Origin of the sequence: Arthrobacter horti, from assembly GCF_030731045.1 — a bacterium.
Classification (GTDB): Bacteria; Actinomycetota; Actinomycetes; order Actinomycetales; family Micrococcaceae; genus Arthrobacter_E; species Arthrobacter_E nanjingensis.
Window position 1 is genome coordinate 214,897 of sequence record NZ_JAVALS010000003.1, and the last position, 24,824, is coordinate 239,720.

Sequence of the window (24,824 nt, forward strand, 5' to 3'; positions counted from 1 at the left end):
GGTCAGTCCTCCTTGGTGGTGGTCGCGGCGGCGTTGGTGTGGTCGAGGGCGCAGGGCGGGGTGTCGCTCGGCTGGGCGGTCCCCGCCTCGTAGGACTCCCACGCGACGCGGCGGACGAAGCCGCGAGTCAGCCGCGGCGCGGCCTTGGGGAGCTCCCACCCGTCGTCGCCCTTGTACGGATACGCCTTGTGCGGCTGCCATTTCGTGACCGCGTCGATGTAGTGGAACTCGTCGAGCAGCGGCTCGGGCTCGGTGATCCAGGTACGGGTGACGAGCTGCTTGTCGGTCACGCGGCCGTTCTTGCCGGTCACCGCGGGGACGATCCACTCGTCGGGGTCGAGCAGCTGCTTGATGTCGAAGGTGAACTGTGGCTGATCCACCGGCTTCGACGCGGGATTCCGCTCCTTCGTCCAGGCGTAATAGTGCGCGTGCGCCTGCGCGAAGGCGACCATCCTGCCCACGAACTGATCGAGGCACTCGTCGGCCCACGCCGCAACCGACTGCGACTCCAGGCGGTACTCGTCCATGGCCTGCTTCATGAGGGGCGGCTCGTCGGCCGCGATGTCCCAGAACTTCGGCATGTCGACCAAGACCTTGTAAGCGATGTACTCGCGCACCTCGCGGCGGAGGATGTAGTCCTCCTTGATCGAGGCGTTGTCCGTCGTTCCGAGGAAGCGCTGAGTGAACGGGATCAGCGCGAAGCGACGGAGCAGCGAACCGGTCTTGTCGCTGGCGTCGATGTGCTCGTTGAGGTTGAACAGCGAGCCCATGTTCGGCTTGTAGCTGATGGCTTCCTTGTGCTTACGGTTGATCGTGATCCGGTCGTGGGTGACGGTGGCCTTGAAGTCGGACAGATCGCGGTAGTAGCCGCCGACGGCGAGCTCGTCGACGATGTTCGCCAGGGCTCCGACGAGCGGCTCGGTACCGAAGGGCTTGCCGAAGTCGGAGAGCGGCACGCTCACGCAGTTGTCGGAGCCGATGAGACCACGGATGAGCTCGTTCTCCGTGCCCTTGCCGGTGGAGCCCAGCGGGTCGTAGAAGAGGAACGCCTTCTTCCAGTTCACGCGGTTGCGGAGCATCGCGCACCGGACCTTCCAGATGTAGTCCGCCATTCCCTCGCTGGGGTGCATCTGCTCGGTCCACGACTCGATGTCCCAGAAGCCGCCTTCGCAGCGGTCGTCGTGGATCACGGGCAGATCCGGCCGCGCGGCGGGAAGGGCCGTGTGGAACTTCGCGAGGAAGACGTAGTCGGGGGAGTACTCGATCCGCTCGTCCGTGGCGTAGTTGTAGATCACGTCGTCCATCGGGATGAGGTCCTGGTCGACGGTCTCCGGCCGACGCTCCGCGTACAGTCGCACGAGGCGCTTGACCTCCTTGAAGCCCTTCTCGTCAATCGAGGGGTTGTACTCCTGGACGAGCCTCTCGATGCTGGAGGCTCCGCTGAACTCGGCCGGACGGTAGATGCCGCGATCGGGCCCCTCCGCCTGATAGATCGCCAGCACGCCGACGCCGGCGGTCTCGCTCATGCCGTGCGGGACGACCTCCTTGATCACGTGGCGGCGCAGCAGGATCTTGGCGATCTGCTGGCTCGCGAGGCACTTCAGCAGAGGCAGCTTCTCGGTCGCGATCTTGGTCTTGGAGTTCTCGGCCTTGCACACGCCGTTGACGATCGTCAGCAGCTGCTTCTCGACTGTGCTCGGACTCGGCAGCCGACCGTCGAACGCATCGAGGTACAGGTCGGTGGTGACGCGGACGACCTCGTTCGAAGTGGCGAGAGCGGTTCCTGCAGCGGCGAAGTGCCTCATGGCCGCGTCGAAGACGTCAGCCAGCGGGTTGCTGGGGCGCTCCTCGACCACATCGAGGTCGTCATCGAACACTGGCGCTGGGTCGTCCGGCTCGTTGATCGGAGTGTCGGGGTCAGATACCATGGAGGCATCCCTTCAGGGTCAGGCGCGAGGTGCGAACTCGCGATCCAGATGGTTGATTTGCTTGAGAAGCCCCGCCTCGGCGGGGCTTTTCTCATGTCGTCAGACGGAACGTCCTCACGCGCCGGAGGGCCTCTCGAGGGAGAGCAGCCACTCGACGACGGCGCTGCGGCGGTAGAGCGGCGTCTTGCCCTTCTTGATGTATGCCGGGCCGTTGCCGTCGTAGCGACGCTGACGGAAGGTCCGCTCGGTCTCGTGGGCGATCTCGGCCGCCTCGGCCTCGCCGATGAAGTCTCGTTCCAGCTCCTCGATCGTCATTAGTTCCTCCTGATGTCACATGTGGGAATATCTCCAATCTATGCGGATTTCCTAGTGGTGTCAACAGAAGGAAGGCTGTGTCAGAAGGTGGTATTTCTCGTCTATGTCACGGAAGGGAAGTAGACTCGTAGACGTGCCGATCACGCCTCTCACGGACCTCGACCAGCGCGGTTGGATGGTCCAGCCGCAGCTGACCTGGGACCAGAAGCTGCCTGACGGACCTGACGCCGTGCAGCTGATCCCGGGCGTCGTCGGCCCCGAGTGGATGAGGGCTGAAGGCCCTTTCCGAACGTTGCCGCAGAGCGCTGGTGAAGCAGGCGGGGCCGATCTCGACGTCCAGGTGGCGCTCGAGGCGCGCTTCGATCGGGACCGCGGCTGCTACCTGCTCCGGAGCCTGACCGTGGAGGCACCGGACGGCTCAGAGGTCACCGGCGTGCTGCTGCGCGAGATCGCTCCGCTGCGCATCATGCGGTGGGTCCTCCCGCGCACCTTCCAGGTCGAACAGGACAAGCTCAGCGTCTGGGTCAGCGCCTTCATCGCGCCCGAGGTCGCAGCCCAGGCGACCGACCCGCGTCCCGAGGCTGCACTGGAGGACGCTGCCACCGTCTACCGCTTGGCAGAGGTCGTTCGGGAGCCGCCGGCCAAGGCGGTGGCCGACGCGCTCGGGCTGCAGACCCGCACCGCGACGAATTGGATTGTGCGGGCGCGGAAGCAGGGCCTGCTGGAGTGACTCCCCGCTCGAGGGCTCTGCCTGCGATCCTCAAGGGGCGAGTCGGGCGTGGCGCGGCCCGCTCCCAGGCTTGGCCGCCGCCGGGCTTGGTCGGCCTGGAAGCGGACCGGGTGATGCGGGCAGTCACACCCGGAAGGGCAGTCACACACCATGTGTGACTGCGAACCTCCTGGCCGGAGGCCGCTAACCCCCTCAGTCACACAGTCACACACCATTTCCAATTTCGCCCCGTGTGCGTGCATGCGCCCGCGTATAGGTTTTCTGACCCCCAGGTGTGTGACTATTACCTGATTCCATCCTTTGAATCGCTTCTGACCAGGCAAAACAGTGGTCACACACCCGGTCACACACCTAGTCACACACCCGGCCACACAGCTTGATGTGTATGACCGGAGAACGAGGCGCGGTCCGCCCTCCCTTGAGCGTTGCGCGGCCGTCAGCCGCGCCCCTGCTTGCGACCGAACCAAGATCCGTCGCTTGTCCTCCGGCCCGCGCCCACCTGCCTGACCAGGGCCCGGGCGAGGACCTGGCTGGGCCGGCCGGAGGCCGCGCCTCGACGTGGATGCAGCTCGACGGTGCCTGAGGCCTGCCGACCGCAGATCAGTCCGACCAGCGCCGGCACTGAGGCCCGCCGGACACATAGAAGGAGCCCCAGCACGTGCTGAGGCCCCTTCTCTGATCGCCTGCTTCGCTACGCCTCCCGAAGGAGCCGAAGGTCGTCGGGGCTATCAGGCGCTCCGGCGGCCGTGGAACAGGTCCCGCGGCCGGTTCTCGCGAGTCCTCAGGAACGCAGCCAGGTCCTCGGGGTCGACGCGCCACCGCGCCGCCTTGTCGTGGCCGCCGACGTTGATGCCGCGCAGCTCTCCGTCGGCGATGAGCCGGCGGACCCACCACGGAGTCACGCCGATCGCCACCGCGGCGTCCTTGACGTCGAGCAGCGCGTGCTCGCGCGCCAGCTGGCTGAGGGCTCCGGTCAGGGTGGTGCTGGTCATTGCTGGGACCGCCTCTCGGTCTTCGTCTCGAAGACCCGATGCCCCGCGCGCGTCCGGCGCGCTCGGTCCCGTACGCCGTCCCCGGCGGTTTCACTCGCCTGCGCTCAGGCGCGGGCCGCTCGGCGGCGGCCCCTTGACGGTTCGGCTCCGAAGAGTCTGGCATGTGTCATGGTAGCAGATCGGTATAAGCGTGTAGTAGGCTGTGGTGTGTGAGTGAATCCGAAGCGCCCGAGATCGACGTCCCCGCCGAGTCCGTGATGCTCAAGGCCGCCTACAAGAAGTCCGGTCTCACGGTCGCCGACCTCGCGGCAGCGACTGGGCTCAGCGTCGGTACCATTCACATCGCGCTGAGCGGCATCCGCTACCGGGATGGCAAGGGCAAGGCCGCCGTACCGCCGGATCGTACGCTGGTCAAGCTCTCCTCCGTGCTCGGGATCCACCCGGACGTCCTGCGCGCCTACGACCGACAGAGAGCCGCCGAGCTGCTCGCCGAGGCCAGCGCCGACGAGGCTCCGACCGCCTTCCAGGCCGACCAGGAGGCGCAGGCGTCCGTCGCCGGCAGGGCGGCCCTAGCCCGCCAGGTCCTCGCCGCGTTCAGCACTGCTGAGCTCCAGGCGGAGATCGAGCGGAGGAGCAAGGAGGCGCGATGACCGTCCACGACCTGTGGGCCGGCCTGTCCAAGGCCGAGATCGCCGAGAAGCGCGCGAAGAACGCCCCGCGCTGGCAGCGCCGCTGGCGCGAGGGCACCGGCCGCGAGGCCCCGCAGCGCAAGCAGTCGTACAAGGAGCACCAGAAGGCTCAGGCGTACCAGGACGACGCTGCCCAGATGGGACGCCCCAAGGCCCGTTCGCTAGTCCGGGGCTCGGTCACGGTGGGAACCTTGCTCGACCGTCACCTCGCCGCGAAGGCCGATCGCGCGCCCGGCACGGTGGAGGTCGACCGCAACCACGCGGGCCACGTCCGCCGCGCCTTCGGCGACCGGGTCGTCTCGACGCTCGACACCACGGAGGTTGAGATCTGGTCAGCGCGTCCGGGCGTCGCCGCCGAGTCGCGGAAGAAGCAGGTCGAGATCCTCCGAGCCGCGATCAAGCGCGGCATCCGCGACAGGCTCGTCGACTCAGACCCCACTGAGGGCATTGTCGTCTCCCTCGGTCACCGGGAGCGTCCGGCCTACTCCTCCGCCCAGCTCATGGCCATCCTTGCCGCGGCCTCGACCGACTTCGACCGGGCACTGCTTGGCGTCCTCGGGCTCATGGGCCTGCGCTCCGGCGAGGCCCGCTCGCTGCTCATCGGAGACCTCCGCGGCGGCGTCCTGTCGGTGAAGAACGGCGGAGCCGGCACCGACACGACGAAGACCCGGGCCTCCCGGCGCATGCTCCCTGTCCCGGCGACGGTCCTGCCATGGCTCGAAACCCTGGTCGATGACCGGCCGAGCACCGCGTGGCTCTTCGCGAGCCCTCGCAAGAAGGACTCGTCCATCGCCGAGCAGTATGCGAACCAAGCGCTGGCTCGCGCCGTCGCTCGAGCCAACCAGGGCTGCGACGAGGCGATCCCGCGCTATACCGCTCACGCGCTGCGCCACACGTTCGCCGCAATCTCTCTGTCCGAGGCCGGGGCGGACCTCCTGGCCGTCTCCCGGGCCATGGGCCACGCCCGTCCGTCCATCACCCTCGACCGCTACGGCCACCTCGCACCCGCCGGCCTGGGTCCGCTCATGACGAAGATCGACGAGCTCGTCGCCCCGCTCGCGAAGGCCGCATGACACAGCCGAGCGAACCAGCGGAACGGGAAGGAGTCGTGTCCCGACCCGATAATCTTCAAGACATGGACGACGACGCCGAGGACGAGCTGGAGCCGACCGCCGAGGTCAAGATCGTCAGCAATGGCGAGAATTTCCTCGTCATCGGCAAGAACCGGCGTGGCGTCGAGTCTTTCCTCCGCGACAGGGGCCTGCTCGAGAAGGCGCGCGAGCTCGGCCGCCACCAGCTCGTCCCGGCGCTCCGGTCGTCAGCCGACGTGCTGAAGACCGTCTCCGACGCGGTCGCGGAGTCGAGCCTGTGGCTGAAGGTGACGCCCGAATCCGCGGAGGCCATCAAGGAGTTCGGCCTGACCGACAGCGCCGTCCCAGGCGTCGCTTACGCGATTGCCGGGACCCGCGGCGACATCAGGAAGTGGATCAAGGTCGACACGAGCGCGCGCGCCCAGGTCGCCAACCCCGGCTTCCTCTCCGGCGCTGCGGGCGCGCTCTCGCAGGCCGCCCGCCAGCACGAGGCTGCGCAGTTGCGCGAACTGATCGAGTCGCTCGACCAGAAGCTCGACCAGGTGATACGTGGCCAGAAGGACGAGATCCTCGGCGACCTCGCCGGCATCGAGCGCCAGATACGGGCGACCCGCAGGCGGCTCGAGGCCGAGGGCGAGATCGACGCCGTCACGTGGTCGACCCTCTTCGGCACCTCGCTCGGGCTGCGGCAGGTCCAGGAGAAGGCGCTGCTGAAGCTCCAGGGGATCGCGGACGACCTGGCGACCCAGAAGCGGTTCGGCGACCTCAGCCAGCGGCTGCACGAGGCCAGGGGCGAGGTCCAAGTGTGGCTCTCGGCCGTCGCGCGCTGCGTGACGGCGCTCGACGAGCTGGCGGTCCTGGAACTGGATTACCTGTCCGTGCTCGAACCGCACCGGCTCGATGCCCGCCGAGCGACGCTCGATGTCGAGCGGCAGGACGACCGGGTCCAGCTCGACGAGGGGATCACTGTTCTGCTGCAGCGCATGGACGAATCCGCGAGGACCGCGAATCAGAACAAGCTCTTCCACAGACGGGGCGTGCCCAAGGCCCTCGACTCGATCGAGATGGCGCGAGGCCTCATCAGGAGGGTATACGACGCGCTCGGGGTGGAGGTCGATTGGGAGTCGATCGACCCGGTCCAGTGGCGCGAGGCGCTCGTGCAGCTGCAGCAGTGGAGGAACGGCCTGCGAGAGGGCGGTTCGCTTGCCTGGGAGAAGGGCAAGCCCGTCGTCGGCACGATCGTGGTGGGCGCGGTCGTATCCGTGGTGGGCGCAGTTGTGAAGGGCAAGATCGAGCCCCCGGGCAGCTCGAATGCCTGAGGCAGTGCGCGACTCAAAAAGTCTGGTGCGCCCTGGATGCGCCCGGGCGGAATCTGAAACCATGTCTGACCAGGCGGTACAGTCTGTTAGCGCTTGCTTTGCAAGCAGGGGGTTAGGGGTTCGAGTCCCCTTGCCTCCACCGAACAGAAGGACCGTCTCCGGACGGTCCTTTTGTCATGTCCGGGGCAGTCACCCGGAACGACGACGGCGGGAGGCGGCGTATGAACGCACTGGTGGCGACGCTGGGCATTCTGGGAGTCTCGGCGTCCGGGCCGCTGATCTCCGGCACCCTGGCAGGGACCACGGTGGGCGCACTGGCCATCGCCTTCTGGCGCAACGCGATCGCCGCCGTCGTCATGGGCGGGCCCGAGGTGGTGCGCCGCCCGCAGTCGTTCGCGCAGCTGGGCCGCAGGGCGCTGGGCTACAGCGCTCTGGCGGGATTCTCGCTCGCGCTTCACTTCGTCTGCTTCATCTACTCGCTCTCCCTGACCAGCGTGGCGGCCTCCACCGCGCTCGTCTGCCTGCAGTCCGGCTGGATCGCCATCATCCAGCTGTTCCGTGGAGCCCGGCATTCCTGGCACGTCCTGGTGGGCCTGGGAATCTCGTTCCTGGGCGTCGTGGCCATCACCGGCTTCGACCTGGGCACGTCCCCGCACGCGCTCTGGGGCGACATCCTGGCCATTCTGGGCGGTGTCCTGGCAGGTGTCTACACCCTGGCCGGGAGCAAAGCCCGGGAGAGCATGACCACGGGCGCCTACACGGGGATCTGCTACGGCATCTGCGCCGCTGCGGTCCTGGTGATGGCCGTGGCCTCGGGGCAGCCGCTGCTCGGGTTCTCCTTCAACGGCTGGCTGGGCATCGTGGCCATCACCGTGGCGGCACAGCTGCTGGGCCATACCTCCTTGAACCACCTCGTGGGGCACCTGAGCGCCCTCGTGGTGTCCACGCTGGTACTGCTGGAGATTCCCGGAGCGGCGATTCTGGCGGTGGTGTTCCTGGACCAGGTTCCGCCTGCCGGGACCTATCTGGGGCTGGCGCTGATCCTCGTGGGCCTGGTGGTGGTCATCGTGGGGCAGCGCGGGGACAGGACGCCGCTGCTCGAAGCTCAGATCGACTAGGTCACAGACCGGTGCTCTGGTCCACGCCTCCGCGTTCGGGGACCGTGGCGGTGACGCTGTGGATGGCCCGGAGGAGTTTGGCCGGGAAATACACGGAGTAGAACACCACCATGGGCGCTTTCAGGGCGATCTTGCGGATGTTGTGGGCCTTGTAGGTGCGATCGAAGCGGGTCACGTAGTAGCTGTAGTCCCGCGGGGAGTCTTCCAGCCGGCGGGCCGACATGCCGGAGACCATGGTGGGCACGTACTGGACCCGCAGGCTGTGCTCGGCCAGGTGCAGGGACAAATCGATGTCCTCATGCATCTCGTCCTTCTCATCCAGGCAGGTCTCCGCGCGGATGATGTGCCATGCACTCCTCCGCAGGGCCATATTGGACCCGAACAGGAAGTGGTATTCGTGCCGGGCCAGGCGCAGCATGAGCTGGCGCATTTTGTCATCGGCCTTCTGCCCCCAGCGGCGCAGCGGCATGTCGTAGTAGAGGACGGGGCCCGTGGCCGCCTGGACCTCGGGATCCAGGAAGGCCAGTTGCACCTGCTCCACCCAATCGGGTTCCAGGACGGAGTCGGCGTCGATCCGGCCCAGGATCTCGCCGGTGCCGTGATCCAGCCCGGCGTTCCGTGTGGGGATGAGGCCCTGGACGGCGTCCTGCCGGATGAGCCGGATGGGGGACTCCGGGTACTCCTCCTGCATGGAGCGGACGATGTCCGCCGTCCGGTCCGTGGACTTGTTGTCCACCACGATGATCTCGTGCGCCGGGGAACTCTGGTACACGGCTGCCGTCAGGCATTGACGGATGACGCTTTCCTCGTTGTAGGCGGGGATCACGATCGACACACTGGGCCGGTTCACTCAATCCTCGATTTCCAGACAGGCGGATCCGCGTGTCTTGAGTCTCTGACTCCTCCAAACATAGCAACTGCCCCGCCCGCCGGATGGCGGACGGGGCAGTCGCTGTTCTGGATTCACTCCTTGGCGGAGCCCTCGGCCTTGTCGACGGCCTCCGTGGCCACGTGTTTGGCTTCGGAGACGCCTTCCTTGGCGGCGTCGCCGGCCTTCTGGGCCGCCTCGTGGATCCGGGCGGCGGCGCGGCGGGCGGTGTCCTTGGCCTTGTCGGTGACGTCGGCGGCCTTCACCGGAGCCGCTTCCACGGCCTCCTCGGCTGCGTCCGCGGCCTCGGTCGCCGCCTCTTCCGTCTCCTCCGCGGCCTCGACGACGTCGTCCGCAACCTCCGCCGGGGTCTCCTTGACGGCGGCGATGATCTCCTCAGCCTTCTCCTTGACGGCGGCGACCGCGCCGTCGTCGGCCGACGACGGCGCGGCGGGCTCCGGACGTTCCGACGGCACCTTCCAGGGATCCTCCACCGGACGGGCGGCCTTCCAGGCCGCGACACCGGCGGCGACCGCGGCACCGATCACCGCGACGATGAGAAGGCCCTTCTTCTTGCGCTTCTCCGGCTTCGCCAGTTCCTGGGTGACGGCCTCCACCGCGGCCGCGGCGGCCTGCTGGCCCTGGTGGCCGAGATCCGCGGCCTGTTCCTGGAGCTGCGTCACCACAGGAGACTCGGCGATGCGGCGAGCCACGGCGTCGATCTGCTCCGGGGCGTTCCCCAGGCCTTGGTGGACGGCCTCCGAGGCCTTGCCGAGCTGCTCCGAGATGAGGGGAAGATATTCCTCCACCACCTTGTCCCGGGCGATGGCGAGAGCCGGAGTGGTCTTGTCCAGGGCCTCCTGGATCTTCGGAGAGGCCTCCTCCACGGCGTCGTGGATCTTGGGGCCCAGCTGGGCGAGGCCCTCCTGGATCCTGGGGGTCACGGTGGCGACGCCGTCGGCCAGATTGCTGGCGGCGCTCTTCAGGCCTTCCTGAATGAGGGGGGACGCGGTCTCGATGCCCTGCTGGATCTTCGGCACGGCCCAATGCACCGCGGCTTCGACGCGCGGGGCCGCCCAGTCCCGGGCCTGTTCGATGCCCTGGGTCACGCTCTGCTCAAGTTCCCGCGGGGAATTGACGGTCTTCTTCATGGTGCCTCCTAGCATCAGCACGCAACGCGTGTGTCTCCATGGTGTCCGCTCCCCAGCCTATTACGCGGGGGCCCGCACCGGCGAGGGACCCGTCATGGGCGTCCCGGGGATTTCACCGCGCGCGGAACCACGGCTCACGCACAGGGTGCGCCGAGACCCGCATGGGAGAATCACACCATGAGTATCGCAACGGCCAAGGCCACCATTCACACCAACCTGGGCGACATCGTCGTCAACCTCTTCGGCAACCACGCTCCCAAGACGGTCGCCAACTTCGTGGGTCTCGCCACGGGTGAGAAGAGCTGGACCCACCCGGAGACCGGCGAGGACAAGACCGGCACCCCCCTGTACAACGGCACCATCTTCCACCGCATCATCAAGGACTTCATGATCCAGGGTGGCGACCCCCTCGGCCGTGGCGTCGGTGGCCCCGGCTACAACTTCGACGATGAGATCCACCCGGAGCTCAGCTTCAACGAGCCCTACAAGCTGGCCATGGCCAACGCCGGCATCCGCATGGGCCGTGGCACCAACGGTTCCCAGTTCTTCATCACCACCATCCCCACCACCTGGCTGCACGGCAAGCACTCCATCTTCGGCGAGGTCGCCGACGAGGAGTCCAAGAAGGTCGTGGACGCGATCGAGGGTGTGCGCACCGGCATGGCCGACCGCCCCGTCGAGGACGTCGTCATCAGCAGCATCGAGATCGAGCAGCTCTGATCCGGTCATGAGTTTTGGAACCCCGGCGGCCGAAGAGGCCCCCGTCTGTCCCCGCCACCCTGATCGCGTCTCCTATGTGAGATGCCAGAGGTGTGGACGGCCGGCGTGCCCGGAATGCCAGCGGCCCGCGGCCGTCGGGGTCCAATGCGTCGATTGCGTCCGGGAGGCCCGCGCGGCCGCGCCCCGGGCCCGTGGCGTTTTCGGCGGCCGCGCCGCTCGAGGCCGTCCCGTGGTGACGTGGAGCATCATCGGCCTCTGCGTGGCCGTGTACGTGCTGCAGCTGGCGATCCCCGGCGACTACGTCTTCCAGAATTTCGCCTTCGCCAATATGGCCGCCGTAGATGAGCCCTGGCGGATGCTCACCTCGGCATTCCTGCATTCCCAGTCGAACATCCTCCACCTGGGCCTGAACATGTACACGCTCTGGATCTTCGGACAGATGCTGGAGCCGTTGCTGGGCCGTGCCCGTTTCCTGGCCCTGTACCTGATCTCGGCGGTCGGAGGCTCCGTCGGCTACATGCTTCTGACGCCCGTGACATCCAATGTGGGTGTCATCGGCGCCTCCGGCGCCATCTTCGGCCTGTTCGGTGCCGCTCTCCTGATCCAGCGCCGCATGGGTGGCGCCATGACTCAGCTGTGGGTCCTGCTGGCGATCAACCTGGCCTTCGGTTTCATGGTCCCCGGCATCGCCTGGCAGGCGCACCTCGGCGGTCTGGCCACCGGAGCAGCGTGTGCGGGGATCCTGGTCGGCTCCGGCCACACCCGCCGTCCGGCCGTCCTGCAATGGGCCGGCCTGGCGGTGGTCGTGATCGCACTGGCTCTCCTGACCGTATGGAGGGACGCCTCCACGGTGATCTGATCCGATCCGGCGATGAGCTTCGAGCGCCCGTTCCCGTTGGGGACGGGCGCTCGTCATTTCCCTGCAGGCCGTACACCCGCGGCGATGATCCACAGGGCTTATCCACAGTGTTAATAAGTTACAGGTCTGTAGTTCACCGGAAGTTCTCCTGGATGGAGCCTCCGGCGGAGTAATCCCCATGGGTTATCCACTGCTGTGGACAACCCATGGGGATTACCTTGTGCACACTGTGGATGAGGCGGGTGGGTATTTGGGGGACGCACGGCAGAGACAAGCATCCCCTGCCATCTCTCTGCGCCGGCCCGGGCCATGATCCACGGGGATGTCCACAGAAGATATCCACATTTGGAGCTTCATGTGGACGGGGAATGGGTATGTTTTGCCCTCTGAATCCGCGGAATGACGCGGGACGCGGCGGTTTCCCACAGATTGTGTCCACAGCTGTGGATAACTTGGTCACGATCTATGCAGAGGGTGTGGGCAACTCGGAGTGGGCACTCACTTGTGTGCACAACGGTCCCTCAGAGCGATGCCGCGAGTTCGGTGCCTTCGCGGATGGCACGTTTCGCGTCGACCTCGGCGGCCAGGGCCGCCCCGCCGATGAGGTGGGTCTTCTGCCCGAGCTCCTTCAGCTCGGCGGCCAGCTCCGTGACGGACTCCTGGCCGGCGCAGATCACCACGCTGTCCACGGCCAGGATGCGCGCGTCTTTCCGTTCCGGCCCGAAACTCAGGTGGACGCCGTCGTCGTCGATCCGCTCATAGTTGACCCCGCTCAGCTGCTCCACGCCCTTCGCCCGCAGCGAGGCGCGGTGCACCCAGCCCGTGGTCTTGCCCAGTCCGGCACCGATCTTCCCGGCCCGGCGCTGCAGCAGATAGACCGTGCGGGTGCTGGGAGCGTGTTCCGGCGCCTGCAGGGAGCCCGGAATCTCCGCGTCCATGCTCACTCCCCACTCCCGGCGCCAGAGGGGCGCGTCGAGGCTGGGCGAGGAGGCGTGGGTGAGGAACTCCGAGATGTCCACACCGATTCCGCCGGCCCCGATCACGGCGACACGGTCCCCGGCGCGGCGGGTGCCACGGACCAGTTCCGCGTAGCTCATCACGCTGGGATGCTCGATGCCTGGGATGGCGGGGATCCGCGGGGTCACCCCCGTGGCCAGGATGACCTCGTCGAACGCGCCGGCGAGTTCCTTCGCCGTGACCCGGGTGCCGAGCCTCACCTCGACGTTCCGCAGTTCCAGCTGCCGTCCGTAATAGCGGAGGGTCTCCTCGAACTCCTCCTTGCCGGGGATCTCCCGCGCGATGCCGAACTGGCCGCCGATCACCGGGTCCGCCTCGAACAGCGTCACCCGGTGGCCGCGGCCGGCCGCGGTGACCGCCGCCGACAGTCCGGCCGGCCCGGCCCCGACCACCGCCACGCGCTTGGCCAGCACGGTGGGGCCGAGGATGAGGCTCAGCTCCCTGCCCGCGCGCGGATTGACCAGGCAGCTGACCTTCCGGCCGGCGAACGCGTGGTCCAGGCACGCCTGATTGCAGCCGATGCAGGTGTTGATCTCGTCCTCCCGGCCCTCGGCGGCCTTGAGGGACCAGTCCGGGTCCGCGAGCATGGGGCGGGCCAGGGACACGGCCCGGATGGCGGTCCCTTGCAGGATGTCCTCCGCCACCCGCGGCATGTTGATGCGGTTGGATGCGGCCACCGGGACGCCGACTGCGCGTGCCACGTCGTCCGTGAATTCCGTGAACGCCGCACGAGGGACGGAGGTGACGATGGTGGGGACTCGCGATTCGTGCCAGCCGATGTCCGTGGTGAACATGCCGGCACCCGCGGCTTCCAGCTCACGGGCCAGGTCCAGGATCTCGTGACGGGTCTGCCCGCCGGGCACCAGATCCGCCATGGAGAGGCGGAAGATCACCATGAAGCCGCCGCCCACCGCTGCGCGGATGCCGGAGACGATCTCCACGGCCAGCCGGCGTCGTCGTTCCGGAGTGCCGCCCCAGGCGTCCGTACGGTGATTGGTGGAGGCGCTCAGGAACTGATTGATGAAGTAGCCCTCACCGCCCATGATCTCCACGCCGTCGTATCCTGCGGCCTGCGCCAGGCGGGCGGTGCGCACGAAGGAGCGGATCTCACGGCGGACGCCGCGTTCGCTCAGCTCGCGCGGGGTGAAGCGGGTGATGGGCGCTTTCAGGCGCGACGGCGCGGTGATGAGCGGGTGATGACCGTAGCGGCCGGCATGGAGGATCTGGAGTGCGATCCGGCCACCGGCCGCATGTACCGCCTTGGTGACCAGGCGATGCTGGGCCAGTTGCACGCGTGAGTGGAGGCTGGAGCCGAACGGTGCCAGCCACCCGCTGATGCTGGGTGCGTATCCACCGGTCACGATCAGGCCCGCGCCGCCCCGGGCACGCTCGGCGTAGAAGGCGGCCAGTGCGGAAGCATCCTTCCGGCGGTCCTCCAGCCCTGTGTGCATCGAGCCCATGATGATGCGGTTCTTCAGCTGCACGCCGTCCACCGTCAGCGGGCTGAAGAGCAGGGGGTAGGCGGTGTCCGAGGCGCTGTGGTTCACAGCTCTATGTTACTGACCAGTAACTTATTCGGCCAGGGGGAGTGTGTTCTTTTCCACAGCTTTTCCCCACTGTGGGTAACTTACACCCGTGTAAGTCGCGCGATGCTCAGCGGCTCTCCGCGCATGGTCCGGACGGTTCCACATGGTTTTCCCACAGTTTTGTCCCCATTGTGGATAACCCGCCTGTGGTTTTGTGGATTCCCACCGTTCACCCGTGGCGGTCGTTAAACGCCGGACGCCGTCCCAGGCCTGGATACGGCCGGAACGGCGTCCGGAGGAAGGCGGACGGTCAGGAGCGCCAGCGGGTGGTCATGAGGAAGCCGAGGAGCAGCAGGCCGAAGCCGATGCCGATGTTCCACATCTGCAGGGCCGGCACCGGATAGACGCCGTTGGAGATGTAGAAGGTCATGATCCACAGGAGCCCCACGATCATCAGACCGAACATGAGGATCTTGTACCAGCCGGGGGTCGGCTTGATCGCCTTCTCCTGTTTCGGGGACCCCTGGCTCTTGGGCCGGCGGCGCTGCTTGGACTCGGGCATGGATCTCCTTCAGTGACACATGTTCAGTGCTTCATGCATACCCGGGCGAATGGCCGGTCTTGGTATCCTGCAAAGACACGAAAGGACCGGCCGCCGACGCCGGGGCGCGAGCGGTCTGTTCTCCATGGTAGCCGCTGGAGCCGACGCCTTCTCAGGGCGTGCAGCCGACGTGAAGTGGAACGATCGGTCACGTAAGGAGGCTTTGGTGCGCAAGACCATTCAGGTGCTTGGCGAACTCCTTCTGACCGTCGGCGTGATCCTCCTGCTGTTCGTGGGCTGGGACCTCTGGTGGACCAACGTGGTGGCGGACCACCAGCAGGACCAGGCGGTGCAGAACTTCGCCCGGGACCTGAAGGGTCCCACGGCCCCCGTGAAGCCCCCCAAGCCCGGGTCCCCTGAGGATTTCGGCCAGATCCCCGTGACTCAGCCGGCGGGCCACGGCGAGATGATCGGGGTGGTCTACATCCCCCGCTTCGGCGCCGACTACTCCCGGCCTCTCATCGAGGGGACCAGTCAGGATGTCCTGGACACGCTGGGCCTGGGCCACTATGACCAGACGTCCATGCCCGGTGCGGTGGGGAACTTCGCGCTGGCCGGGCACCGGCAGACCCATGGTGCCGTGCTGGACAACATCCACCTCCTGCAGCCCGGCGACCACGTCTACGTGCAGACCCGCCAGGGGTACTACACCTACGTCTACCGGAACACGGAGATCGTGCTGCCCCGGCGCGTGGACGTCCTGCTGCCCGTCCCCACAGATCCCCAGGCCCGGCCGAAGGAGCGCCTGATGACCATGACCAGCTGCAATCCCCGATTCGGTTCGGAGGAGCGCATCATCGCCTACTCCGCCCTGGAGAGCTGGCGTCCGTTGAGCGCGGGCCCGCCCCAGGAGATCGCCGCCCGGGTGGCGCACAACGCAGGGAACGGGTGACGCGGATGTACGCATGGATCTTCCGGCACCTGCCCGGCCCCCTCTGGCTGAAGATCATCCAGTCCCTGATCCTGGTGACTGCGGCGCTCTTCCTCATGGTCCAGTACCTCTTCCCGTGGATGGCCCATTTCACCTCCTTCACCGACTCGACGATTGGTTCGCAGCAGCACTCATGAGCACTTCAATCCTGGTCATCGACAACTACGACAGCTTCGTCTACACGCTGGTGGGATACCTCCAGGAACTCGGCGCGGAGACCACGGTGGTCCGCAACGATGACGTCTCGCTTCAGGAGGCCATCGAACTCGCCTCCTCCCGCGACGGCGTGCTCGTTTCGCCGGGCCCCGGCAACCCCGCAGGGGCGGGCGTGTGCATCGACCTCATCACCTGGTGCGGCGAGAATGCCAAGCCCATGCTGGGCGTCTGCCTGGGCCACCAGGCCCTGGCTGAGGCTTACGGCGGGACCGTCTCCCATGCGCCGGAGCTCATGCACGGCAAGACCTCCCAGGTGGAGCACGGTGACGACGGGCTCTTCACCGGTGTCCCGTCCCCGTTCACGGCCACCCGCTACCACTCGCTGGCCGCCGAGAACGACTCCATCCCACCCGTGCTGGAGGTGACGGCCCAGACCGCCAATGGCGTCATCATGGGGCTGCGGCACCGCACCGCGCCGCTCTGCGGTGTGCAGTTCCACCCCGAATCCGTCCTGACCGAGGGCGGCTACCAGATGCTGGGGAACTGGCTCGAGTCGGTGGGCCTCACGGGTGCCGCGGAGCGCGCCACGAGCCTGTCCCCGCTGATCAGGAAGTAATCTTCTCCGCGGTGAGATGACAGAAGCCCGGCTCCGAAGGAGCCGGGCTTCTTCCGTCCTGGGCGCTCAGCCCTGGGAGTTCTTGTTCCCCGGGGGCGGGGAGGTGGTGGTGTCCGACGGCGTCGGTGTCGGGGTGGGTGTCGGCTTCTGCGTCACGGTCAGGGTCACGGTGCCACCCTGCTCGATGGAGCCCTTCGCCGCGACGCTCTGCGCCGTGACCTGGCCGGCCGGGAGGGTTGTGCTGTCTACGTAGTTCGGGACGGCCTGCAGGCCCAGATCCTTCAGTGCGGCGGTCGCCTCGTCAAGGGTCTTCCCGAGCAGGGACGGGACCTCGACCCGGCCGTTGGACACGATGATCTCCACCTGGTCGTTGACTCCCACGGTCTGGCCCGGGGCCGGTTTGGTGGTGATCACGATGCCGGCAGGGACCGTGGAGCTGTAAGACAGAGTCGTCTTGATGATCGTGCTCAGCCCGAGATCCCGTAGCCGGTCACGCACGGTGGCCTCGGTCTGGCCCACGAAATCCGTGGGCATCTGGAACGACGACGGGCCGTTGGAGACGAACAGTTTCACCGAAGAGTTGATCTGGACGCTCTGTCCACCCGGCGGATCGGTCTTGATCGCGGAGCCCTTCGGCACGGTGGGGTCGGCGACGAACTGCGACTTGGGCTGCAGATGGGCGTCGTACAGCTTCTGCATGGCTTCGGAGGAGCTGAGGTTCGTCACCGACGGCACGGCCACCATCTCCGGTGGGATCGGCCGGGTGAGCCAGGCGTACACGCCGAAGCCGGCGCCGGCCAGGATCATCAGCACGAAAATCCACACGGTCACCATCAGCCCGCGGCGGTGCCGTCGCTTGCGCTGCGCCTGCTGGACCTCGGGCAGGTTGCGGATCTCCGGCAGCAGGCCACGCAGCTGATCGTGTGTCAGGGTCAGCGGGCCGTCGTCGGGGACCCCGCTCAGCGTCTGGGTGGCCGGGGCGGACGGCTGTTCCGCGGCCACCGCCGGCAGCGCCTCGGTGGCCAGGGCGGCGGCCGCCGGCAGCGCGGCGTGGGCCGCCGTCGCGTCCGCATCGACGTCGTGCACGGCGACACCGCCGCGCGCGGCACGCAGGGCGCGCCGGAACGCCGCCGCGTCCTGGAAACGGTCCTCGCGGCGCTTGCGCAGCGCCTTGGCGACCACCGAGTCGAGGGCGCCGTCGATGTCAGGATTGAGCTTGCTGGGCGGGGACGCGATGCCCTGGACGTGCTGATAGGCCACCGAGACCGGGCTGTCTCCCTGGAAGGGGGGTTTGCCGGTCAGCAGTTCGTACAGCAGGCAGCCGGCCGAATAGAGGTCGCTGCGCGCGTCCACCTTCTCGCCGAGAGCCTGCTCCGGTGAGAGGTACTGGGCCGTGCCCACCACGGCCTGGGTCTGCGTCATGGTGGCGGAGGAATCCGTCACGGCCCGGGCGATGCCGAAGTCCATGACCTTCACGGCACCGGATTCGCCCACCACCATGACGTTGCCGGGTTTGATGTCCCGGTGCACGATGCCGGCCTTGTGGCTGTACTCCAGCGCGGCCAGGACTCCCAGGGTGTACTCGATGGCCTGGTCCACGGAGAGCGGGCCCTGCCTCAGCAGATCCCTCAGGGAATGGCCGTTCACCATCTCCATGACGATGTAGGGGGCACGGACCCCGTCCTGGCCGTCTCCCTGCGACTCCTCACCGGAGTCGTACACAGCGACGATGGAGACGTGGTTGAGCCCCGCGACGGCCTGAGCCTCACGGCGGAAACGGGCCAGGAACTGCGGGTCCCGGGCCAGATCGGCGCGCAGGACCTTCACGGCGACGTCCCGGCCCAGGCGCAGGTCTGTACCCCGGTACACGTCGGCCATGCCGCCGCGACCGATCAGATCGCCGAGTTGGTAGCGCCCATTGAGGACGCGGGTGCCGGTGGCCAGGTCAATCTCCTCGCTCTGTTTCGTCAGGAAGGCGCGGATACGCTACTTGCTGGGGGTGGGGACGGGCTGGGTCTGAGTCGGCTGAGCGCTCGGAGTCGCACTCGGCTGCTCCGGCGCCGTGATCGTGTAGCTCACCTTCGACCCTGCGGGGACCTGCGCGCCCGCAGCCGGGTTCATGAAGGTGAGGCTGCCGGACCGGGCCGAGCCCTGGGTCGGTTCGGGAACCAGCCCCGCCGCCGTGAGCGCCGCCTGGACCTGCGCATCCGTGACCGAACCGCTGGGTCCGGGCGGGATGGAGGGCACGTTGACCGGTGCGGGGCCTTTGGAGGCGGTCACCGTGATCAGGCTGCCCTTCTCGACCACGCCGGTGGGGCTGACTCCGGTGACCTGACCGGCGGGCTTGTCCGAGGCGACGTTGTCGACGCTGACCTGCAGGCCGAGGCGTTCCAGGGCCGTCTGGACCTCGTCCACAGGGCGGCCCACGTAGTCGGCGAGATTGATGGCGACCGTGGACGGAGTCGCGCTGGGGGTCTCGCTCTGCGTGGTCTGCGTGACCGACGGCGGCGCCGACGACGTCTGCTGGGTGGCTCCTCCGAACAGGCCCATCGCGTTGAGCCAGAATCCGAGAAGTGCCAGGACCAGCAGCACCACCAGGGCGACGATCGGCCAGACCCACGGGCTGCGCTGCTTACGGCGCGGTTCCGGCGTGGGCTCCTGGTAGTCCTCCTCGTCCTGCGTCAGCCAGCTGTGTTCCGCGGCGATCTCCGCTGCGGGGACCACCGGCATGGCCGAGGTGGCCGGCGTCGTGCGCGACTGCGGAACCACAGTGGTGGCCGCCGTCTGCTGGACGTCCACCGGTGCCGTGATGGGGCCCGTGCTCTGTTCGAAGAGCAACATGCCGGGGACCGCCCGGTGTGCCGTGGAGATGTCGCCCCGGCGGATGGCCTCGGCGGCCTCGGACAGCTTGACGGCGTTCGCCGGGCGGTTGGCGGGGTCCTTGGCCAGCATGGACATCAGGAGCGCGCGGATCGGGGTGGCCAGGGAATCCGGCAGCGGCGGCGGTGCATCGTTGACCTGGGCCAGGGCGATCGCGATCTGTGACTCCCCGGAGAACGGGCGGTGCCCCGTGAGGCACTCGTAGCCGATGATGCCCAGTGAGTAGATGTCGCTGGATCCGGTGGCGGTCTGTCCGGTGGCCTGTTCCGGTGCGAGGTACTGGGCCGTTCCCATGACCTGGCCGGTCTGGGTCAGCGGCACCTGATCGGCCAGGCGTGCGATGCCGAAGTCGGTGATCTTCACCTGCCGTTCCGGCGTGATGAGCAGGTTGCCCGGCTTCACGTCGCGGTGCACCAGGCCCTTCTCATGCGCGACGGCGAGGGCCCGGGCGGTCTGGGCGATGATGTTGAGCGTCAGATCCGGCGTGAGGACGTGCTCACGCTCGATGATGGTGGAGAGCGGCTCTCCGGGGACCAGCTCCATGACGAGATACGCCGAGCCGGCCTCCTCGCCGTAGTCGAAGACGTTGGCGATGCCCTCGTGGTTCAGCAGCGCCGTGTGCCGTGCCTCATTGCGGAAGCGCTCCAGGAAGCCGGGGTCCCCGGTGTACTCCTCCTTGAGGATCTTGATGGCGACCGTGCGGCCCAGGACCTGGTCCTGCGCACTCCAGACCTCGCCCATGCCGCCGATCGCAATGCGCGTGGTCAGACGGTACCTCCCGCCGAGAGTGATTCCAGACGTGGGCCTCACTTGTTCAACACCGCCTCAAAGAGTTTTTTCGCGTTTGGACTGGTCAATTGTGCCCCGGTGGCCACGTCGACGCCGTGGATCGCGATCGTGACGACCACTTGGGGATTGTCCGCCGGGGCGAACCCGGTGAACCAGGAGTTGTTCAGGCCGTTCCCAAGCTCGGCCGTGCCGGTCTTGGCGGCGACCTTGACGCCGGGGACCGCCGCACCGGCGGCGAGACCGTTGTCCACCACGCCCACCATCCAGTCATTGATCTGCTGGGCCACAGCCGGGGTGGTGGCGGTCCGCAGGGCCTCGGGCTGGTATTCGGTGATCACCCGGAGATCGGGCGCCCGGAGCGTCTTGACGAGTTCCGGCTTCATCTGGACGCCGCCGTTGGCGATGGCGCTGGTGAGCATGGAGATCTGCAGCGGCGTGACCAGCACGTCGAATTGCCCGATGGCCGACTGCGCCAGCTGCGGCTGGTTCAGGCCGGTGGGGAACTTGCCCTTCCCATAGTCGAGGTGGAGCTGATCCCCGGGATCCTGCCCAATGCCGAAGGCTTTGGCCTTGTCCGCGATCTTGTTCTCGCCGAGATCCAGGGCGATGCCGGCGAACGGAGTGTTGCAGGAGTTCGCCAGGGCGAAGGCGAAGCTGGCCTGGGTCTGTGTGTAGCACTGGCCGCCGGCGTAGTTCGGCAGCTTGTAGTCGATGCCGGGGAAGGACATCTGCGCCGGGTTCGGCAGCACCGAGTCCTTGTTGTACTTCCCGGACTCCAGCGCCGCGGCGGTGTCCACGAGCTTGAACACCGAGCCCGGGGACAGCAGTGCACCCGTGGGTCCGGAGACGTTCTGGTACAGGTTGATGCCCTGTGTCCCGTCCAGCTGGGCCTTGGCGGCCGCTGCCGCGCTCCGGTCCAGGGTGGCCACGGTGTTCGGGTCATAGGACGGCTTGGAGACCATGGCGAGGATGGCACCGGTCTTGGGGTTCTGCACCACGATGTAGCCCTGGACGCCGTCCGGGATCAGGCCGTAGGCCAGCTTCTGGATCTTGGGGTCCAGGGTGGTCTCCACATTGGCGCCCTGGGGCTGCTTGCCCAGGAAGAGCTGCCGGACACGGTCCAGGAACTGCTGATCAGACGCTCCCGTGAGCTCGCTGTTCATGCTCCGCTCCATGCCGGTGGAGCCCTGCGAACCATTGGTGGAGTAGTACCCCGTGATGCCGGCGTAGACGGCGCCGTCCGGGTAGCTGCGCTTGGACTTGCAGGCCTCATTGCCGGCGACCGACTCCGCGATGGGCTGGCCGCCGGCCAGGATGGTGCCGCGGTCGTTGCACAGGCTGCGGGTCAGGGCCAGCGTGTTGAGGGGATTGGTGTTCAGATCCCTGGCACCGATCACCTGGATGTAGCTGACGGCGCCGAAGAGGAGGGCGAAGAGGACCACGGTGGCGATCCATGCGTTGCGGATGGCTTGATTCACTCAGCTCACCTCCTGGGTGACGTGGGTGTCCCTGATCGGAGCGGTGTCTCCGGACGGCGGTGCGGACGCGCCGGCCGAATCGTCATCCCCATGGTGCAGGGGGCTCGTGTCCACCGGTCCGCGGGCGGTGTTGGAGATCATCAGCAGCAGACCGACCACGATCCAGTTGGCCAGCAGCGAGGAGCCGCCGGCAGCCAGGAACGGGGTGGTCAGGCCCGTGAGCGGGATCAGGCGGGTCACGCCGCCGATCACCACGAAGCACTGCACGGCCATGACGAAGGAGAGCCCCACGCCCATCAGCTTGCCGAAGGAATCGCGGGCGCCGAGAGCCGCCCGGAAACCACGGGTGATGAGCAGAAGGTAGAGCAGGATCATGCCGGCCAGGCCGATCAAGCCGAGTTCCTCGCCGAAGGAGGCGATGATCATGTCGCTGTTGGCATACGGCACCAGATACGGCTGTCCCTGGCCGAGGCCGGTGCCGAAGATACCGCCGTCCGCCATGCCGAAGAGGCCGTTGACGATCTGGCTGCTTCCTCCAGGATCTCGGTTGTAGATCACGGGGTCGAACGCGTCGTACCAGCTCTCCATGCGGAACTTCACATGGGTGAAGAGCTGGGCCGCCACCGTTCCGGCGACGGCGATGAGGATCAGCCCGATGACCACCCAGCTGACGCGTCCCGTGGCCACGTAGATCATGACCATGAAGAGGCTGAAGAACATGAACGAGGTGCCCATGTCCCGCTGGAGCACCAGGATGCCGATGCTGACGGCCCACGCCGCCAGCATGGGGCCCATGTCCCGGAAGCGGGGCAGCTGCAGCGGACCGATCTTGCGGCCGGCCAGCAGGATGAGGTCCCGGTTCACGGAAAGATACCCTGCGAAGAATATGGCCAGGGTGATCTTGGCGATCTCCGCGGGCTGGAAGGTGAAGGGGCCGATCTGGATCCACAACTGGGCGCCGTTGATGTCGCCGGCGGTCAGGCCGGGGACCATTGGAAGCACCAGCAGCACGGCGCTGACGGCCAGCGAGATGTAGGTGAATCCGCGCAGCCGCCGGTGATCCCTGAGCACCCAGATCAGGACGATGGTGCAGGCCACGGCGATCAGCGTCCAGCGGAGCTGGTTATCCCCGGCCGTGCCCTTGGAACCGTCCAAGCGGTGGATCATGGCCAGACCGAGACCATTGAGGGCCACGGCCACCGGAAGTATAAACGGATCGGCATATTGAGCCCTGATCCGCAGCGTTATATGCATCGCGAGGGATGCGACGGCCAGGAGGCTCGACTGGAACCAGAAGGACCCGTTGAGCGAGCCGGGGTTGTTGACGCTGGACAGCACGCTGGCGCCGATCCCGACCAGGAGTGCCAGGACGAGCAGGACCAGCTCGATGTTGCGGCGCGGCTTGACCACCACGGAGTCGGTGAGGGCTGTACTCATCCGGCACCTCCACAGGCGTTGGCGGGGGATCCCGACGGGGATGGGGTGGGTCTGGCGGTGGGCGTGGCGGTGGCCCCTCCAGACGCCGAGGGCCTGGCCGTCGGGCTGCCACTCGGGCCGGGGCATCCGCGTTCGTCGAAGTTGAGATCCAGCGTCAGGCTCTTGACGATCTGTTCCGCATCGGAGAGATCATTGGCCGCGATGGTCTCATGGACCCGCTGCTGGGAGAACGGGGGCAGACTGCTGACCTGGAGGTCCGTGATGGAGTGGACGGTGGAGAGCTTGATGGGCCCGAGCTGCTGAGACACCCCGTTGTAGATGGCCACTCGCCCGTCCGCCTCTCCCACGTAGTAGCGGGTCTGCGTCCACGCGTATCCGAACCACACGCCCAGAACGACGATGGCGACGAGGAGGCCTGCCACCACCCAGCGGAACCAGTGCCTGCGCCGGCGCCCCTGGGTGACCGCGTCCTGGGGAAGCTCGATGTCCTCGCGTTCCTGGCGGTGGGTCAGGATGGAGGCCGCCCGCCGGGCGACGGCACGGCCCGCGATGTTCGGGACCTTCCCCGTCTCCAGGGCCAGGGCGGCGGCGCCCACCAGTTCGTGGGGGCGGCTCTCCAGCTCCAGGCGCAGGACCTCGGCCGTGAGGTGCGCGCCCAGATTGGGATCCGTCCGTGTGTCGTCCGCCGCCGGCGGGGCGAGGAGCACGGTGCTGGTGGTCAGCCCTGTGGACGGGGGGTCCGCCGGGGTCTTCCCATCTTCATCCTCCTGCTTGGAGGGCTCCCCGGCCGCGTCAGCGGGCGCCGCGGCTTCCGCCGCTGCGGGCGGCACGACGGCGGTGGCCCCGCCGTCGTCGTCGGGCACCAGGTCCAGGACGATCACGGTGACGTTGTCCGGGGCTCCCGCGGCGAGCGTCAGCTCGACGAGCTGGTCGGCGGCGCGGGCCACCGAGGCGGTCCCGCGGATCACGGCCTCCACCATGTGGTGCGGGACGTAGTTCAGGCCATCCGAGCAGAGCAGCCAGCGGTCGCCCTCGCGGATGTCCACGGTGCTCAGATCCAGCTCGGGACTCGCGTCCACATCGCCCAGGACGCGCATCAGCACGTTCTTGTGCGGGTGGGTCTCCGCCTCCTCAGGGCGGAGCCGGCCCTCATCCACCAGGCGCTGAACGAAGGTGTGGTCCACGCTGAGCTGTTCGAACTTGCCGTCGCGGAGACGGTAGGCGCGGGAATCGCCGATGTGGGCGAAGTGCAGCTCGCCCTCGGACAGCAGCAGTGCGGTGACGGTGGTGCCCATGCCGGCCAGCAGAGGGTCCACGTGCACCAATTGGGACAGGATCGAATTGGCCGTCTGGATCTCGTCGGCCAGGACGGTGCCCGCGTCGCCGTCGTAGTCGTCGTGATCCAGGTGGATCAGATCCAGGACGGTGGACGCGGAGGCGACATTGCCGCCCGCGTGGCCGCCCATGCCGTCGGCGACGACGGCGAGGTGCCGGCCCGCGTACGCCGAATCATCGTTCTTGGCGCGCATCAGGCCCACATCGGAGCGGGCCGCATAGCGCATGACCAGCTCAGGCGTGGAGGGTTCCGGCGCCGGGGCTGGCGTCTTCTTGTC

22 protein-coding genes and 1 tRNA gene are annotated in these 24,824 nt (G+C 67.5%); 11 read left to right on the top strand and 12 right to left on the bottom strand.

Annotated features, from left to right (window positions below; genetic code table 11):
• Window positions 1-2: 2 nt before the first annotated feature.
• Together Q9R02_RS07085 and Q9R02_RS07090 are read right to left on the bottom strand one after the other, a co-directional pair.
• Window positions 3-1,928 carry a phage/plasmid primase, P4 family gene (locus Q9R02_RS07085; RefSeq protein WP_305995956.1) on the bottom strand — a complete coding sequence of 642 codons (1,926 nt, stop codon included), beginning with the start codon at window positions 1,926-1,928 and terminating at the stop codon, window positions 3-5.
• Window positions 1,929-2,042: 114 nt separating this feature from the next.
• Entirely contained in the window at window positions 2,043-2,243 is a 201-nt protein-coding gene (locus tag Q9R02_RS07090) for a hypothetical protein (protein WP_305995957.1), read from the bottom strand.
• Between the two features lie 133 nt (window positions 2,244-2,376).
• Between Q9R02_RS07090 and Q9R02_RS07095 the strand changes: the two genes are divergently transcribed.
• A complete protein-coding gene (locus Q9R02_RS07095) occupies window positions 2,377-2,973 on the top strand; it encodes a hypothetical protein (RefSeq protein ID WP_305995958.1) in 597 nt (198 codons plus the stop codon).
• A gap of 728 nt (window positions 2,974-3,701) precedes the next feature.
• On the opposite strand, the gene Q9R02_RS07100 is transcribed toward Q9R02_RS07095, so the two are convergent.
• Window positions 3,702-3,965, bottom strand: a complete 264-nt coding sequence (locus Q9R02_RS07100; protein ID WP_305995959.1) for a helix-turn-helix domain-containing protein — start codon at window positions 3,963-3,965, stop codon at window positions 3,702-3,704.
• A 209-nt stretch (window positions 3,966-4,174) separates the two neighbouring features.
• Between Q9R02_RS07100 and Q9R02_RS07105 the strand changes: the two genes are divergently transcribed.
• The 5 genes from Q9R02_RS07105 (at window position 4,175) to Q9R02_RS07125 (ending at window position 8,182) form a co-directional block, all read left to right on the top strand.
• The gene (locus Q9R02_RS07105) at window positions 4,175-4,615 is read left to right on the top strand and encodes a helix-turn-helix domain-containing protein (RefSeq protein WP_305995960.1); all 441 of its coding nucleotides are present in this window, start codon (window positions 4,175-4,177) and stop codon (window positions 4,613-4,615) included.
• Window positions 4,612-5,727 carry a tyrosine-type recombinase/integrase gene (locus Q9R02_RS07110; RefSeq protein ID WP_305995961.1) on the top strand — a complete coding sequence of 372 codons (1,116 nt, stop codon included), beginning with the start codon at window positions 4,612-4,614 and terminating at the stop codon, window positions 5,725-5,727. The genes Q9R02_RS07105 and Q9R02_RS07110 overlap by 4 nt, the downstream gene beginning before the upstream one ends.
• A 62-nt stretch (window positions 5,728-5,789) precedes the next feature.
• Window positions 5,790-7,064 carry a hypothetical protein gene (locus Q9R02_RS07115; protein ID WP_305995962.1) on the top strand — a complete coding sequence of 425 codons (1,275 nt, stop codon included), beginning with the start codon at window positions 5,790-5,792 and terminating at the stop codon, window positions 7,062-7,064.
• A gap of 72 nt (window positions 7,065-7,136) precedes the next feature.
• Window positions 7,137-7,203, top strand: a tRNA-Ala gene (locus tag Q9R02_RS07120).
• Window positions 7,204-7,285: 82 nt separating this feature from the next.
• The gene (locus Q9R02_RS07125) at window positions 7,286-8,182 is read left to right on the top strand and encodes a DMT family transporter (RefSeq protein WP_305995963.1); all 897 of its coding nucleotides are present in this window, start codon (window positions 7,286-7,288) and stop codon (window positions 8,180-8,182) included.
• A gap of 1 nt (window position 8,183) precedes the next feature.
• Here Q9R02_RS07125 and Q9R02_RS07130 read toward each other — a convergent pair whose 3' ends face one another.
• Together Q9R02_RS07130 and Q9R02_RS07135 are read right to left on the bottom strand one after the other, a co-directional pair.
• Complete coding sequence (locus Q9R02_RS07130; protein WP_305995964.1) at window positions 8,184-9,032, bottom strand: glycosyltransferase family 2 protein; 849 nt, start codon at window positions 9,030-9,032, stop codon at window positions 8,184-8,186.
• A gap of 113 nt (window positions 9,033-9,145) precedes the next feature.
• Window positions 9,146-10,201, bottom strand: coding sequence for a hypothetical protein (locus Q9R02_RS07135; protein ID WP_305995965.1), 1,056 nt, complete (start codon window positions 10,199-10,201; stop codon window positions 9,146-9,148).
• 177 nt (window positions 10,202-10,378) lie between these two features.
• Here Q9R02_RS07135 and Q9R02_RS07140 point away from each other — a divergent pair, with 177 nt between their 5' ends.
• Together Q9R02_RS07140 and Q9R02_RS07145 are read left to right on the top strand one after the other, a co-directional pair.
• On the top strand, window positions 10,379-10,921 hold the full coding sequence (locus Q9R02_RS07140; protein ID WP_305995966.1) for a peptidylprolyl isomerase: 543 nt from the start codon (window positions 10,379-10,381) through the stop codon (window positions 10,919-10,921).
• A gap of 229 nt (window positions 10,922-11,150) precedes the next feature.
• Entirely contained in the window at window positions 11,151-11,780 is a 630-nt protein-coding gene (locus Q9R02_RS07145; RefSeq protein ID WP_425279225.1) for a rhomboid family intramembrane serine protease, read from the top strand.
• Window positions 11,781-12,301: 521 nt separating this feature from the next.
• Here the strand turns inward: Q9R02_RS07145 and Q9R02_RS07150 are convergent.
• Both Q9R02_RS07150 and Q9R02_RS07155 read right to left on the bottom strand, forming a co-directional pair.
• Window positions 12,302-14,344 (bottom strand): NADPH-dependent 2,4-dienoyl-CoA reductase, encoded by a 2,043-nt coding sequence (locus tag Q9R02_RS07150; RefSeq protein WP_305995968.1) that lies wholly within the window; start codon window positions 14,342-14,344, stop codon window positions 12,302-12,304.
• A 289-nt stretch (window positions 14,345-14,633) separates the two neighbouring features.
• Window positions 14,634-14,885, bottom strand: coding sequence for a cell division protein CrgA (locus Q9R02_RS07155; protein WP_305995969.1), 252 nt, complete (start codon window positions 14,883-14,885; stop codon window positions 14,634-14,636).
• Between the two features lie 124 nt (window positions 14,886-15,009).
• Here Q9R02_RS07155 and Q9R02_RS07160 point away from each other — a divergent pair, with 124 nt between their 5' ends.
• Genes Q9R02_RS07160 through Q9R02_RS07170 form a run of 3 tightly spaced genes read left to right on the top strand, consistent with a single transcriptional unit; the run spans window position 15,010 to window position 16,627 of the window.
• A complete protein-coding gene (locus Q9R02_RS07160) occupies window positions 15,010-15,816 on the top strand; it encodes a class E sortase (RefSeq protein WP_305995970.1) in 807 nt (268 codons plus the stop codon).
• Window positions 15,817-15,821: 5 nt separating this feature from the next.
• A complete protein-coding gene (locus tag Q9R02_RS07165; protein WP_305995971.1) occupies window positions 15,822-15,992 on the top strand; it encodes a hypothetical protein in 171 nt (56 codons plus the stop codon).
• Window positions 15,989-16,627, top strand: coding sequence for an anthranilate synthase component II (locus tag Q9R02_RS07170; protein ID WP_305995972.1), 639 nt, complete (start codon window positions 15,989-15,991; stop codon window positions 16,625-16,627). Before Q9R02_RS07165 ends, Q9R02_RS07170 begins: the two co-directional genes overlap by 4 nt.
• Window positions 16,628-16,693: 66 nt before the next feature.
• Here the strand turns inward: Q9R02_RS07170 and pknB are convergent, their stop codons facing one another.
• From pknB to Q9R02_RS07195, 5 genes are read right to left on the bottom strand one after another with little or no spacing between them, the layout of a single operon-like run.
• A complete protein-coding gene (gene pknB, locus Q9R02_RS07175) occupies window positions 16,694-18,610 on the bottom strand; it encodes a Stk1 family PASTA domain-containing Ser/Thr kinase (RefSeq protein ID WP_305996092.1) in 1,917 nt (638 codons plus the stop codon).
• Between the two features lie 3 nt (window positions 18,611-18,613).
• Window positions 18,614-20,317 carry a protein kinase domain-containing protein gene (locus Q9R02_RS07180; protein WP_305995973.1) on the bottom strand — a complete coding sequence of 568 codons (1,704 nt, stop codon included), beginning with the start codon at window positions 20,315-20,317 and terminating at the stop codon, window positions 18,614-18,616.
• A complete protein-coding gene (locus Q9R02_RS07185; RefSeq protein ID WP_305995974.1) occupies window positions 20,314-21,774 on the bottom strand; it encodes a peptidoglycan D,D-transpeptidase FtsI family protein in 1,461 nt (486 codons plus the stop codon). The genes Q9R02_RS07180 and Q9R02_RS07185 overlap by 4 nt, the downstream gene beginning before the upstream one ends.
• Complete coding sequence (locus Q9R02_RS07190; RefSeq protein ID WP_305995975.1) at window positions 21,775-23,211, bottom strand: FtsW/RodA/SpoVE family cell cycle protein; 1,437 nt, start codon at window positions 23,209-23,211, stop codon at window positions 21,775-21,777.
• Complete coding sequence (locus Q9R02_RS07195; protein WP_305996093.1) at window positions 23,208-24,773, bottom strand: PP2C family protein-serine/threonine phosphatase; 1,566 nt, start codon at window positions 24,771-24,773, stop codon at window positions 23,208-23,210. Before Q9R02_RS07195 ends, Q9R02_RS07190 begins: the two co-directional genes overlap by 4 nt.
• Window positions 24,774-24,824 lie beyond the last annotated feature (51 nt).